The 13997-nt window shown below is 68.8% G+C and carries 10 protein-coding genes; 7 read left to right on the top strand and 3 right to left on the bottom strand.

The window, feature by feature from the left end:
* Positions 1–105: 105 nt before the first annotated feature.
* Positions 106–1416: an MFS transporter gene (locus HMPREF3115_RS06035; protein ID WP_070553737.1), complete on the top strand. Its 1311-nt coding sequence runs from the start codon at positions 106–108 to the stop codon at positions 1414–1416.
* A 139-nt stretch (positions 1417–1555) separates the two neighbouring features.
* On the opposite strand, the gene HMPREF3115_RS06030 is transcribed toward HMPREF3115_RS06035, so the two are convergent.
* Positions 1556–3487, bottom strand: a complete 1932-nt coding sequence (locus HMPREF3115_RS06030) for a filamentous hemagglutinin N-terminal domain-containing protein (protein ID WP_070553715.1) — start codon at positions 3485–3487, stop codon at positions 1556–1558.
* Positions 3488–3633: 146 nt separating this feature from the next.
* Positions 3634–5334, bottom strand: a complete 1701-nt coding sequence (locus HMPREF3115_RS06025; protein ID WP_070553713.1) for a ShlB/FhaC/HecB family hemolysin secretion/activation protein — start codon at positions 5332–5334, stop codon at positions 3634–3636.
* A 452-nt stretch (positions 5335–5786) separates the two neighbouring features.
* Between HMPREF3115_RS06025 and HMPREF3115_RS06020 the strand changes: the two genes are divergently transcribed.
* Genes HMPREF3115_RS06020 through HMPREF3115_RS06005 form a run of 4 tightly spaced genes read left to right on the top strand, consistent with a single transcriptional unit; the run spans position 5787 to position 10573 of the window.
* Positions 5787–7736 carry an arylsulfatase gene (locus tag HMPREF3115_RS06020; protein ID WP_070553712.1) on the top strand — a complete coding sequence of 650 codons (1950 nt, stop codon included), beginning with the start codon at positions 5787–5789 and terminating at the stop codon, positions 7734–7736.
* A 10-nt stretch (positions 7737–7746) separates the two neighbouring features.
* Positions 7747–8790, top strand: a complete 1044-nt coding sequence (locus tag HMPREF3115_RS06015) for a formylglycine-generating enzyme family protein (protein ID WP_006404405.1) — start codon at positions 7747–7749, stop codon at positions 8788–8790.
* Positions 8787–9590 (top strand): MetQ/NlpA family lipoprotein, encoded by an 804-nt coding sequence (locus HMPREF3115_RS06010; protein WP_070553710.1) that lies wholly within the window; start codon positions 8787–8789, stop codon positions 9588–9590. Before HMPREF3115_RS06015 ends, HMPREF3115_RS06010 begins: the two co-directional genes overlap by 4 nt.
* A complete protein-coding gene (locus HMPREF3115_RS06005) occupies positions 9584–10573 on the top strand; it encodes a YkgJ family cysteine cluster protein (RefSeq protein WP_070553708.1) in 990 nt (329 codons plus the stop codon). The genes HMPREF3115_RS06010 and HMPREF3115_RS06005 overlap by 7 nt, the downstream gene beginning before the upstream one ends.
* A 69-nt stretch (positions 10574–10642) precedes the next feature.
* Here HMPREF3115_RS06005 and HMPREF3115_RS06000 read toward each other — a convergent pair whose 3' ends face one another.
* Complete coding sequence (locus HMPREF3115_RS06000; RefSeq protein WP_006397808.1) at positions 10643–11575, bottom strand: LysR family transcriptional regulator; 933 nt, start codon at positions 11573–11575, stop codon at positions 10643–10645.
* Between the two features lie 206 nt (positions 11576–11781).
* On the opposite strand from HMPREF3115_RS06000, the gene HMPREF3115_RS05995 reads away from it, so the two are divergent.
* Positions 11782–12555: a putative hydro-lyase gene (locus tag HMPREF3115_RS05995; protein WP_035488206.1), complete on the top strand. Its 774-nt coding sequence runs from the start codon at positions 11782–11784 to the stop codon at positions 12553–12555.
* A gap of 141 nt (positions 12556–12696) precedes the next feature.
* Positions 12697–13995, top strand: coding sequence for an MFS transporter (locus HMPREF3115_RS05990; protein WP_006404401.1), 1299 nt, complete (start codon positions 12697–12699; stop codon positions 13993–13995).
* Positions 13996–13997 lie beyond the last annotated feature (2 nt).

Here is a 13997-nt window from a genome sequence, read left to right as displayed (position 1 = left end):
ACGGTGTATCGGACAGACAGAATCGTCGCGCTCACGCGGCGCAACGATGCCGCGCGCCGTGCAACGCGTGCGCGCGGCAATCGACTCGATGCAGGAGACATGCCGATGACCGCTGCCGCCCCGCCGTTGCACGCCGCGACGATGCGCCGCCTGAACCTGCGGCTGATTCCGTTCCTGATGCTGCTCTATCTCGTCGCGTACATCGACCGCTCGAACATCTCGGTCGCCGCGCTGCAGATGAACGCCGATCTCGGCCTGAGCGCGGAAATGTACGGGCTCGGCGCAGGGCTGTTCTATGTCACGTACATTCTGTTCGAGGTGCCGAGCAACCTGTTCCTCGCGCGGGTCGGCGCCCGCCGCTGGATCGCGCGCATCATGATCACGTGGGGCGTGATCGCGGCGGGGATGAGCGCCGTGCATACGCCCGGACAGCTGTATGCGATGCGTCTGCTGCTCGGTGCGGCCGAGGCCGGCTTTACGCCGGGCATCATCTACTACCTGTCCGCGTGGTATCCGGCGAGCGATCGCGCACGCGCGATGTCGTTCTTCTATATCGGCGCGACGCTCGCGTCGGTGATCGGGCTGCCGCTGTCCGGCGCGCTGCTGAACCTGAACGGCGTGTTCGGCGTCGAAGGCTGGCGCTGGCTGTTCCTGCTCGAAGGCCTGCCCGCACTGCTGCTCGGCATCGTCGTGCTGCGCCGCCTGCCCGATACGCCGGCCGATGCGCGCTGGCTGCCGGCCGGCGAGCGCGCGTGGCTCGAAGCGACGCTGCGCGATACCGCGCCGCGCGAGCATCTATCGCATGGCGCCGCGCTGCGTCGCGCGTTCGGCGATCGCAACGTGTGGGCGCTCGCGACGTTCTGGCTGCTGCAGGCGTTCGGCACGATCGGCCTCACGCTGTTTTTGCCGCTGCTCGTGAAGAGCCTGTCGGGGCAGTCGAGTTTCGCGGTGGGCAGCTTGTCCGCGTTGCCGTTCCTGTTCGCGTGCGTCGCGATGTATGTGAACGGCCGGCATTCGGATCTCGGCGGCGAGCGCGCGCTGCATCTCGGCGTGCCGATGCTGCTCGCGGGCGCGCTGCTCATCGGCGCGATCTATGTGCATGTGCTGCCGGTCGCGTATGCGCTGCTCGTGCTCGCGGTCGGCTTCAACTGGGCCGCGACGCCGGTGTTCTGGGCCGTGACGACCGAGTACGTGTCGGGGCTGACTGCTGCGGCGTCCATTGCGCTGATCAATGCCGTCGCGAATATCGCGGGGCTCGCGTTGCCGCCGGTGATGGGGCGGATCAAGGACGTCACGCATTCGTACGATCTCGCCCTGCTGCTCGTCGCGGTCGCGCTGCTCGTCGGCGGCGTGCTCGGGCTGCGGATCGCGTCGCGTCGGCGGGCGATGCCGATGGCCGCGCGGCGGGCGGGATAGCTCGGCGTGCTTCCGTGCCGCGTGCGGCGGCGCTGCGATGAAGCGCGCGCGACGCGTGTGCGATAAGGCGCATGCGTCGCGCGCGGTGCGTTCGCCGCGAATCGTGGTCGGCGGTGGGCCGACTATCGCATGCGCGTGATCAGACGCGCGATGCCAGCGTGAGCGAGAACGCCGGCATCGGCGCGAACATCGTCGGTCGCGGGATCATGCCGAATGTCGGCAGCGCGGGCGGCGCGATCGGCGAAAACGCAAACGTCGGGAAGCCGATCGGACGAATCGGCGCAATCGTGATCGACGGAATCGTGATCGGCGAAATGAAGATCGGCGCAAAGGCCGCGATCGTCGGCGGGAACGGTTTGGCGGCGATCGGTGCGGTCGGCCGGGCGGGCCGAGGCGGTTTGTTTTCCGCGACGACGGGTGCGGTCGGTGCGACGGGCTTTTCCGTAGCCGGCTTAGGAACGTCGGGCTGAGTCGGCTTGCTTTCTGCGATAACCGGTACTGTCGGTGGGACAGGCTTCTCGGTGATCGGCGTCGGAACGTTCGGCCGAGTCGGTTTGTTCTCAGCGACGACCGGCGCGGTCGGTGCGACGGGCTTTTCCGTGACAGGCGTCCAGACTTCAGGCACAACCGGCTTGTTTTCCACGATGATCGGTGCGGTCGGTGCGACGGGCTTCTCCGTGATCGGCGTCGAAAGTTCAGGCAGAGCCGGCTTGTTTTCCACGACGACCGGCGCGGTCGGCGCGACAGGCTTCTCCACAACCGCCGTCGCCCCTTCCGACGCACCCTCGCCGTTCCCCGCAACACCCGCCGGCGCCGTCGACGCCGGCTTATCCTCCACCGGCGTCACCGTAGGCCGCGGCGCGAACTGAACGAGTTCTCCCGCATTGTTCACGTGTCCCATTTGACTGATCCGTCCGTAGCTGCTGATGCGCGCGCCGCGCTCGTTCGTGAGCGCACCCATCAGCGACATCGTGGCGTCTGCATGCAGCGTGCCTGCATTGCGCACGCTGCCCATCGACGACAGCGTGCCGCCGCTTTCGATCCGGCCGCCCGCGCGGTTGTGCAACGTGCCCATGGCGCTCAGCGCGCGGCCCGCCCGTACGCTGCCCGCGTTGTCGAGGTTGCCGTTGATCGACAGACGGTCGGCCGTCAGGCTGCCGCCGTCCTGCACCTTCACGATCCCGCCCGACGAAATCGCGATGCCGCCGGTGACCGCATCGACCTTGCCCGCAAGATTCACGCCGACACCGGCCGACGACCCGTGCATCGTGATCGCCGACGCGTGCATGCTGCCGAGCTTCGACACGTCGATCGCGACGTCGGGCATCGCGCCGTCGCCTTGACTCGACAACTGATGACTGCCCGGCCGTTCGACGTTCGCGGTACCGCGCTGCGCGACGGCCGTCACGCGGCGCGCGTGCAGCGCGGCATTGACCTGCAGCGTGCGCGACACGAGATCGAGCTGGTCGACGTCGCGCGCATCGAGCCCCGCGCCGTCGATCGCGATGCGGCCGTGCTCGGTGCGGAACTGTCGGATCGCACCCTGCTCGTCGAATTCGACGGCACCGGCGACGAGCGACACGTGATTCGCGTTGATGAAGCTGCCGCCGTTCACGCCGATGCCGTTCGGATTCGCGACGATCACGCGCGCGGCCTGCCCGGCGACTTCCGTCGCGCCGGCCAGCATCGACGCGTTGCCGCCCGTCACCTGGTTGAGGATCACCGACGCGGGCTTGCCGCCGAGCAGCGCGTTGCCGTCGATGCGGCCCGCGAGCTGCGTGTCGACCGCGTGCGCGCTGTTGTTCAGCACGAGGCCCGCGGCATTCACGTTGTACTCGGTGAAGCGGTTGTGCGAGAGGCCCGCGCCGTCGGGCGCCGCGATATTGACGATCGGCGTGCCGTTCGCGCCATTCGCGAGCGTCGGGCGATGGGCGGCCGACGGATCGACGACGAGCGGCGCGTTCTGCGCATGCGCGGCGTACAGCGGCATTGCGCACGCGAGTGCGGCGACGAGCGCGCGACGCACGCTCGGCTGCGCGGAAGGGAGATGTGGTTGACGAGTGTGTTGCATGGTCTTCCCGATAGTGAAGGTTCGAAACGGATGGCGCGGCGCAGGCCGGGCCGGAACGGACCGCGATGCGGCGCGGCCGTGACGGGCGAACGATTTACATGGCGTGATCCTCCATGACGAACGGCGCGTGCGGACGCGCACGCGCATCAGAAACGGGCGGTCAGCGATACGTCGAGCGCGACCGCCGCCGTGTTCAGCAGCGCGGGCTTGTGCAGCGGCGCGCCGAGCGCGACGTCGTAGCCGACGAGCCGATAGCCGCCGCGTACGCCGACCGACGTGCCGACGAGCGTGCGTCCGCCGCGGCCTGCGCCTTCGGCCGCTCCGGCGCCCGACACGCGGCCGGCGTCGAGCGCCGCATAGATTTCGTTCGCGCCGAACGCGCCGGTGGCGAGTTCGTTGCGCCAGATCCAGCCGTTCGCGCCCGCGAGCGTCTGATTGCCGTCGAAGCCGCGCACCGTGTAGCGGCCGCCGATCTGGAGAAACTCGGTGGACGGTGCGGCGCCCGGTGCGTGCTGCACGCGCAACGTGCCGCGATAGCCGAAGCGACGCGCGCCGATACGAAAGCGCGCGTCAGCCGCGAGCGTCGCGGTGAAGAGGCGATAGCGGCCGTCCCACGCGGGCCGATCGTTGACGCGCCCCGGATGCGCGCTGAGCGCGGGGATGCTGCCGCGCATGCCGAAGCCGGCGTCGAGCGCGCTGTCGGCGAGCTTCTCGCGATGCGCGATGCCGAGGTCGTAGCCGACGATGTCGCGCCGATACACGTCGAGTTCGGTCGAACCGAGCCGGCTCCGGTCGTCGCGGCGCGACAGCGTGAAGCGCAGCGTCGTCTTGCCGTGGCTCGTCCGGTACGGCACGACGCGCAGCGCGGCCTCGTAGCGCCGCGTGCGCTGTGCGAGCGACAGCGCGGCTTCGCCGCCGGCAGTGGCGGGCAGTGTCTGCCGCGACGTCCATTCGCTGATGCCGACCGACACCGACGCATAGCCGATCGGCACGTTCCACGCGGCGCTTCTGGCTTGCGAGCCGAGCGTCTTGTTGCCGCGCGCGGCATCGGTGTTGTACGTGACGACGAGCTGATCGTAGAGATGGAGCGGCGAATCGACCGCGACGATCGCGCCGAGCTGGTTGCGTCCCGTTGCATCGAGACCGGCGTTGTCGGCGGTCGCGAGTACGCGCACGCGGCGCGCCTCCGCCGGATGACGGACGACGATGTCGGTGTCGCCGAGCGCCGCGCCCGGTATGAGATCGAACGCGGTCGCGGCCTGGCCCGGCAGACGCCGCACGTTTTCGAGCGCCTGGTCGAGATCGCGCACGTTCAGCAACCCGTGCGCATGCCGCGGGAACAGCGGCGCGGGCCAGCCGATGCGGCCGCCCGCGTCGCGAATCGTGCCGACGCGGCCGGGGACGATCTCGACGACGAGCCGGCCGCCGGACAGATCCTGTTCAGGAATGACGGCGACGGAGGTGATATAGCCGCGTGCGATCAGCCGGCGCGTGGCCCAGTCGCGCAGCGCGCGCAAGCCTTGCGGCCCGACGCACGCGCGCCCGACGGCCGCTTCGCGCGGCAGCCATGGAAACGCTTCGGCGTGCCGCCATTCGATCGTATGGATCGCAAAACAATCGGCTTCGGCCGGCAGCGACAAGCGGTCGGTCGCGCGCGGCGGCCGTGCGGACAGCGCGTCGGTCGGCGGCGCGAGCTGCTCGCGCAGATGATCGATCTGTTCGGCCTGGCGATGGGCGGTGTCGGTAGGCGGCGCATAGGAACGCGTGTCCTGCGCGATGGAGATAACGCAGCGCAACAGCAGGGCGACAGTGCATAGCGTTCGCACTGCATAAATCGGGTTGCGCATGTCCGGATCGATTGAGGCGGTGAAATCGACCGGATTCTATATGCGTAAAGGGAGTTTGAACGGCATCTGCTTTTGTTGATTAAATCGAGATAATTTCGTATGTCGATGAATCGGATGGAATTTGTGCGTGATATAGAGATTGGCGGCGGTCCAGAGTGTTGTATTTATGCGAGTATTTTGGCGAGCGTGTCGATACGCGAAACGCGCCGAGTTTTTATGACAAATTCGAAACAACATCGCGAATATGGCAAATACACCTTCGTTCAATGACGAATTATTGAGGCGATCAAATAAGACAAATACGAATTAACACCGCCCACCGAAAATCCGCCCGCCGCGTCAGCGATCCGTTATCCCGATATTCCGCCTGCCTGTTAGCTTGTGACGATTTCGACTTTGGACCCCGCGTGCCGGACGCTACCATCGCCGCTCCGTCCCTCAGGTGATAAAGCATGAGCATGTCCGCGTCACGTTCGGTCCCGTTCCGTCTTCGCGTCGTATGCGCGATCGCTGCCGGTGCGCTGTCGCTCGCGTCGTGCGGCGGCGTCGACGGCAACCCGCCTCCGCAGGCCGACGCGACGCCATCGGCGAAGCGCCCGAACATCCTCTACATCATGGCCGACGATCTCGGCTATTCCGACATCCACGCGTTCGGCGGCGAGATCAACACGCCGAACCTCGACGCGCTCGTCGCGTCGGGCCGCATCCTGTCGAACCACCATACCGGCACCGTGTGTGCGATCACGCGCGCGATGCTGATTTCGGGCACCGATCATCATCTGGTCGGCGAAGGGACGATGGGCGTGCCGACCGACGAGCGGCGCGGGCTGCCGGGCTACGAGGGCTATCTGAACGATCGCGCGCTGTCGTTCGCGCAGCTGCTGAAGGATGCCGGCTATCACACGTATATCGCGGGCAAGTGGCACATCGGCTCGGGCATCGTCGGCAGCGCGACGGGCAGCGGGCAGACGCCCGATCAATGGGGCTTCGAGCGCAGCTACGTGCTGCTTGGCGGTGCGGCGACGAATCACTTCGCGCACGAGCCGGCCGGCTCGTCGAACTACACGGAGGACGGCCGCTACGTGCAGCCGGGCCAGCCCGGGCAGCCGGGCGGCGCGGGCGGCAATCCGGCGGTGTTCTATTCGACGAATTTTTATACGCAGAAGCTGATCCAGTACATCGATTCGAATCACAGCGACGGCAAGCCGTTCTTCGCATATGCGGCGTACACGTCGCCGCACTGGCCGCTGCAGGTGCCCGATCCGTGGCTGCACAAGTACGCGGGCGTCTACGACGCCGGCTACGACGCGATCCGCAACGCGCGGATCGCGCGGCAGAAGGCGCTCGGCCTGATTCCGGCCGACTTCAAGCCGTTCGACGGATTGCCCGAGACGACGGTCGCGTCGCCCGCGACGGCGAACGACGGCACCGTCAACGCGAAATACGTCAGCGCCGTGCATGCGGCGGCCGACGGCTACCGCGACTACGGCGCGGGCAAGGTCGACAAGCTGTGGTCGAGCCTGAGCCCGGCCGAACGCAAGGCGCAGGCGCGCTACATGGAGATCTACGCGGGGATGGTCGAGAACCTCGACTACAACATCGGCCTGCTGATCCAGCACCTGAAGGACATCGGCGAATACGAGAACACGTTCATCATGTTCCAGTCCGACAACGGCGCCGAAGGCTGGCCGATCGATTCGGGCGCGGACCCGACCGCGACCGATACCGCGAACGCGCAGGAACCGACGTATTCGGCGCTCGGTACCGACAACGGCAAGCAGAACGCGCAGCGGCTGCAGTACGGGCTGCGCTGGGCCGAGGTGAGCGCGACGCCGTTCCGGCTCACGAAGGGCTATTCGGCCGAAGGCGGCGTTTCGACGCCGACGATCGTTCATCTGCCGGGCCAGACGCAGCAGCTGCCGACGCTGCGCGCGTTCACGCACGTGACCGACAACACGGCGACGTTCCTCGCCGTGGCGGGCGTGGCGCCGCCGTCGCAGCCGGCGCCGCCGCTGATCAACACGCTGACGGGCGTCGATCAGAACAAGGGCAAGGTCGTATACGGCAACCGCTACGTCTATCCGGTCACCGGTCAGTCGCTGCTGCCGGTCCTGACCGGCGCGGCGAACGGCGAAGTGCACACCGCGCCGTTCGGCGACGAAGCCTACGGCCGCGCGTATCTGCGCAGCGCCGACGGCCGCTGGAAGGCGCTGTGGACGGAGCCGCCGCTCGGGCCGCTCGACGGTCACTGGCAGCTGTACGACCTCACGACGGACCGCGGCGAGACGACCGACGTGTCCGCGCAGAATCCGTCGGTAGTCAGCACGCTGATCGACCAGTGGAAGGCGTACATGAGCAACGTCGGCGGCGTCGAGCCGCTGCGTCCGCGCGGCTACTACTGAGGATTCGGCGATGCGGTTCTGGACGATCGGCGCGGCGCTCGCCGCCGCACTGTTCGGCGCGGCGTTCGCGGCCGGCTATACGCACGGGCCGGCGGCGCCGGACAGCGCGTTCGACGACGCGAATCGCGACCGACCGCTCGCGGCGCTCGGCTCCGAGCAGCAGTGCGCGCGCTATTCGGGGCTGCCGGCGAACTGGCGCGACGATCCGAAGGCGGGAATGGTGCACCTGCGCGGCGGCACGTTCGTGTTCGGCAGCACGCGCGGCTATCAGGACGAACGTCCGGCCGGCGACGGCCGCACGCGCGTCGGCGGTTTCTGGATCGACCAGACCGACGTGACGGTCGCGCAGTTCGCCGCGTTCGTGCAGGCGACCGGCTACGTGACCGAGGCCGAGCAGCAGGGCGGCGCGGCGGTCTTTCACGTGCCGACGCGCGACGAACTGAACGCGCGCGACCTCGCCTGGTGGTCGTGGGTGAAGGGCGCGTCGTGGCGCCATCCGCGCGGCCCCGGCAGCGACGTCGAAGGACGCGGCAACCTGCCCGTCACGCTCGTCACGCAGCGCGATGCGCTCGCGTATGCGCGCTGGCTCGGCCGCGACCTGCCGACCGAAGCCGAATGGGAATACGCGGGCAAGGCCGGCCGCGACGATGCGTCGCTCGACGCGGCGCCGCGCGATGCGCGCGGCAAGCCGGCCGCCAATTACTGGCAGGGCCCGTTCCCCGTGCTCGACACCGCCGAGGACGGGCACGCGGGGCTCGCGCCGGTCGGCTGCTACGCGGCGAACGGCTTCCGGCTCTACGACATGATCGGCAACGCCTGGCAGTGGACGAAGGACGCGTACACCGGCCCGCACCAGTCGCATACGAACGGCGACACGGCGGCCGTCGCACCGGCCGCGCGCCGTCACGACACGCCGATGGTGATCAAGGGCGGCTCGTTCCTGTGCTCGCGCGACTACTGCGTGCGCTATCGCGCGTCGTCGCGAGAACGGCAGGAAGCCGATCTCGCCGCATCGCACATCGGATTCCGCACGATCCTGAGAGATCCGGCATGATCCGCTTCGCGCGTTTCGTGACGGCCGTCGCGCTCGCGGCGGCCGGCTTCGCCGGCATGCACGGCGCGTGCGCGGCCGAGTGGCCGGCGCTGCGCGTCGGCGTCACGCGCGGCGTGCATGCGCAGATCATGGACGAAGTCCGGCGCGTAGCCGCGTCGCGCGGATTGAACGTCGACGTCGTCGTGTTCGACGACGCATCGCGCATCGATGCGGCGCTGGCCGGCGGACGAATCGATGCGGCCAGTTTCGAGGATGCGCAGCAACTCGCGGCAACGCGCGCCGCGCACCGCTATGCGCTGACCCCTGTCGCGCCGACCGTGACGCTGCCGATGGCGCTCTATTCGCGCAAGCTGACGAATCTCAACGCGCTGCAGCCCGGCGCGACGATCGCGATTCCGGCCGACGCGCGCGGGATGGCGCGTGCGCTCGTGCTGCTGCAGAACGACACGCTGATCACGCTGCGCGAACGGGCCGGGCTTCATGCGACGCTGCGCGACGTGACCGGCAACCGGCTCGGGCTGAAGATCGTCGCGTTGCGCGGCGATCGGCTCTATGCGGCGCTCGATACGGTCGCGTTCGCGGCGATCGACAACGACGATGCGGCGCGCGCGGGCCTGCAGCCGGCACGCGACAGCATCGGCATCGAGGACGCGCGTTCGCCGTATGCGGGCGTGCTGACCGTGCGCGATGCCGATCGCACGAAGCCGTGGGTCGCGCAGCTTGTCGCCGCGTACCACTCCGACGACGTGGCGCGCTTCATTCTGACGCGCTACCAGGACTCGGTGCGACGGCCGTGGTAGACACCTACGCGCTGGCCTGCAACGCATGCGGGCGCTGCTGCAACAGCGCGCCGACGCTAGCGCTGCGCGAACTGTTCCGGCATCGCGAGCGATTCGTCGGTGCGCTGACGATCCATCGCGTGCCGAAGCGGCAGATCGGCGAGCGCTGGCGCGCGGGCGAACGCGAGCACGCGCTCGATGCGGACGACGTCGCGGCATGCGATGCGCTCGCCGACCGGCTGTTTCACCGGTTCGGCGGCGCGAGCGGCGACTGGGCCGCGCTGACGCTGCAGGGCTACGACTATCCGTCGCTCGGCCGCTGTCCGGCGCTCGCGGACGACGGACGGTGCAGCGTGCACGCGGACAAACCGTCGATCTGCGGCGCGGTGCCGCTCGATCCGCTGCTGCCCGACCGCCTGCAGGCGCGCGTGCTGGCCGCGCGGCGCGACGACGCGGTGTGGTTCGGCAGCCGCTGCATCGTCGACGAGACGCAAGCGCGACACGCTGCCGCGCACGCGGTGCCGTCGATCGCGCTCGTGCGCGCGACGGAGGTCATGGACCGCGCCGCGCTCGATGCGTGCCGCGATGCGCTCGCGTTCGAGCGCGCGGTGTGGCGCGATGCGGCGTTCGCGTCGCTGATCGACGGCGGGCAGCCGATGCGCGAAGCATGGTCGCGGCTCGCGCCGGGTGCGTATCTGACGCTGCCGATCGCGCCCGTGCTGCTGATCGTCGCGTCGCTTTCCTCCCATTGCCGCGCACTCTGCCTGAACTTCATCGACGCGCAGCTTGCATTGATCGACGCACGCATCGAAGCGGCGCTCGCGCGCCGGCGTCTCGACGATCGGCCGGCGACGCGCGAGCTGCGCGGTTTCGCGCAAGCACTCGAGCGCGCGCGGCAGGTGCTGCTCGCAACGCCGGCACGGTCGACTCATCCGCACCGTGACGCAGCGGCCATCGAGGCGTGGCTCGACGGCCGGCAGGCAACCGATCCGCAACCTGCCTGACTCGTCGCGCGGCATCGCGTCGCGCGATTCCGCCGCTGACCGCACGAGCCGGCGCGACCGCGCACCGCCTCAAAGCGCCTCGACCAGCCGCCGGTGACTCTTCTCGCAATACTCGTGACACGCGGCACGCGCCGCGATCGACGCACCGTGCACGAAGCGCGGCGCATCGACGCGCCGCGACATCGACACGACGATCGACGGCGGCGACGGCTGCAGCGGTAGCTCGACCACTTCGCCGCTTTCGATCAGCGCATCGACGAACAGGCTCGGAATCGCGGCGACGCCGAAGCCGTCGCGCACGAGCTGCACGATCACCGAGATCGACGGCGAGCCGGTGATCCGCGTCTCCGACAGCGGCACGCCGTGCGCATGCGCGAGCGTGCGCACGATGTCCTCGAGCGCGCGGTGCGGCGCGGTCCCGCGCCCGTACGTGAGGATCGGCTGCCGCAGCACCTGGCGCGCGAGGCCCGTGCGCGTGGCCGGCAGCAGCCCCGCGCGCGCGATCCAGCGCACCGGATAGTTCGCGAGCGCATCGCAGACCACCGCCGGCTCGTCGCTGCCCTCGACGCGAATGATCAGATCGAGTTCGCCCGCCATCAGCCGGCGCTGCAGCACGACGCTGACGTCGACGGTCAGATCGACTTCGAGTTGCGGATAGTCGGCCGCGAGTCGGCGCAGGTAGTGCGGCAGCCAGCTGTGCACGACGGTCTCTATCACGCCGAGCCGCAGCTTGCCGCGCAGCGCGCTTTCGCCGGACGCGGCCGCCTGCAGCTCGTGCGTCGCCTCGACGACTGCCTGCGCATAGGCGAGCAGATATTCGCCGTGCGGCGTGAGCCGGAATTCGCGGCTGTCGCGATCGACGAGCACGGTCTGCAGCTCGTCCTCGAGCGCCTTGATCCGTTGCGAGATCGCGGCCGGCGTCGCGTGCAGCGCGGCGGCCGTCGTGCGGAAATTGCGCAGCTTCGCGAGCGTGACGAAGGTTTCGAGAAATCGCGTGTTCATGGGCGGCGGACGGGGCGGGGCGCGCAAAGCTTGCCCGTTACGAAAACTGAACGGGACCGGGGAAAACCCGATAGTTCGTTAAGAAATTCTATACACCGGCCGTAAAAAAACTCGTTGGCGGCCAAAATTTTTCTTTTCTATTCTTCGGCGTATCCCATCCACGCGACACCGTCGCTCGCCTGCTCCCCGATCCGCCGATGAACCCGATCACGCCTTCCGAATTCCGTCAGTCCGTGCGCCGCGGCGCATTCCGCGGCCCGACCGCCGGCCACTGCGGCCCGTTCGCGCAAGCGAACCTCGCGATCCTGCCCGATGCGTATGCGCACGATTTCCTGCGCTTCTGCCAGGCGAACCCGAAGGCATGCCCGCTGCTCGGCGTCGGCGAGCCCGGCGCGTTCCGGCTCGACGTGCTCGGCGACGATCTCGACATCCGCACCGACGTGCCGAGCTACAACGTCTATCGCGACGGACGCCTGACCGAGCGCGTCGACTCGCTCGAAGCGCTGTGGCGCGACGATTTCGTCGTATTCGCGATCGGCTGCTCGTTCTCGTTCGAGGACATGCTCGCACGCGAAGGGATCGCGCTCCGTCATGTCGAGGAAGGCCGCAACGTGCCGATGTATCGCACGTCGATTCCGAACCGCCGAGCGGGCGTGTTCGGCGGCCAGCTCGTCGTATCGATGCGGCCGATGCGCGGCGCCGACGCGATTCGCGCGGTGCAGATCACGAGCCGGTTTCCGGGCGTGCACGGCGCGCCGATCCATCTCGGCGATCCGCGCGAACTCGGCATCGCCGATCTCGGCGCGCCCGATTTCGGCGACGCCGTGACGATCCGCGAAGGCGAACTGCCGGTGTTCTGGGCGTGCGGCGTGACGCCGCAAACCGCGCTGATGGAAGCGAAGCTGCCGCTCGCGATCGCGCATACGCCGGGCCACATGCTGATGACGGACATCACGAACGCGTCGCTGGCCGTGTTCTGACGCAACGCGGCGGCCCGCCGGCCGCCGGCTCGATACCGTCGCGGCGAACGCCGCGACCGACGGACGATCCGCCCCGGCCGGAGGGCGGCGCGCATCCGCGCGGCACGACTTTGACGGCGCTTAACGACAGGAGCCACCACCATGGAAAGCAAGACCCTCGCGGCGGGAACCGCCGAGCCCGAGCGCCCCGCGCGCAGCGGCCTGTTCTCGTGGTATGCCGACGCGCAGCCGCGCGAGCGCCGCGCGTTCTGGAGCTGCAAGGTCGGCTACATGCTCGACGGGATGGACACGCAGATGCTGTCGTTCGTGATTCCGACGCTCGTCGCGACCTGGGGCATCTCGCTCGCCGATGCAGGCTTCATCGGCACGATCACGCTGCTCGCCTCGGCGGCCGGCGGCTGGCTCGCCGGGCTGCTGTCCGACCGGATCGGCCGCGTGCGCACGCTGCAGCTCACGGTGCTCTGGTTCGCGGTGTTCACCGCGCTGTGCGGGCTCGCGCAGAACTATCATCAGCTGGTCGCCGCGCGCGCGCTGATGGGCTTCGGCTTCGGCGGCGAATGGACGGCCGGCGCCGTGCTGATCGGCGAAGTGATCCGCGCGCGCGATCGCGGCAAGGCGGTCGGCCTCGTGCAGTCGGGCTGGGCAATCGGCTGGGGACTCTGCGCGCTGCTGTATGCACTGCTGTTCTCGGTGCTGCCCGCCGAGCTCGCGTGGCGTGCGCTGTTTCTCGTCGGGCTCGCGCCGGCGCTGCTCGTCGTCGTGATTCGCCGCTACGTGAAGGAGCCCGACGTCTACCAGAAGGAGAAGGCCGCGCAGGCACGCGAAGCCGATGCGCCGCGGTTCACCGAGATCTTCGCGCCGAAGCTGATCACGACGACGCTGCGCGCGGCGCTGCTGACGACGGGCGCACAAGGCGGCTACTACGCGATCACGACCTGGCTGCCGACGTTTCTGAAGACCGAGCGCCATCTGACCGTGATGGGCACGGGCGGCTATCTCGCGATGATCATCCTCGGCTCGTGGGTCGGCTATCTGACGAGCGCGTACCTGACCGACCGCCTCGGCCGCAAGCCGAACTTCATCCTGTTCGCGCTCGGCTCGATGGCGATCGCGTTCGCGTACACGTCGCTGCATCTGACCGATACGTCGATGCTGTTCCTCGGTTTCCCGCTCGGCTTCTTCGCATCGGGCATCTTCTCCGGCATGGGCGCATTTCTCACCGAGCTGTTCCCGACGCGCGTGCGCGGCTCGGGGCAGGGCTTCTGCTACAACGTCGGCCGCGCGATCGGCGCCTTGTTTCCGTTCCTGATCGGCGCGCTCGCGAAACACTACGGGCTCGGCGCGAGCATCGGCATCTTCGCGGTCGCCGCGTACGGCGTGATGATCGTCGCCGCGCTGACGCTGCCCGAGACGCGCGGCCGCGAACTCGACGCCGCGTAAGC

Source organism: Burkholderia sp. HMSC10F09 (assembly GCF_001806955.1).
Classification (GTDB): domain Bacteria; phylum Pseudomonadota; class Gammaproteobacteria; order Burkholderiales; family Burkholderiaceae; genus Burkholderia; species Burkholderia multivorans.
The sequence above is the reverse complement of the archived record's forward strand: the minus strand, read 5'-3'. Positions and strand labels throughout refer to the sequence as shown.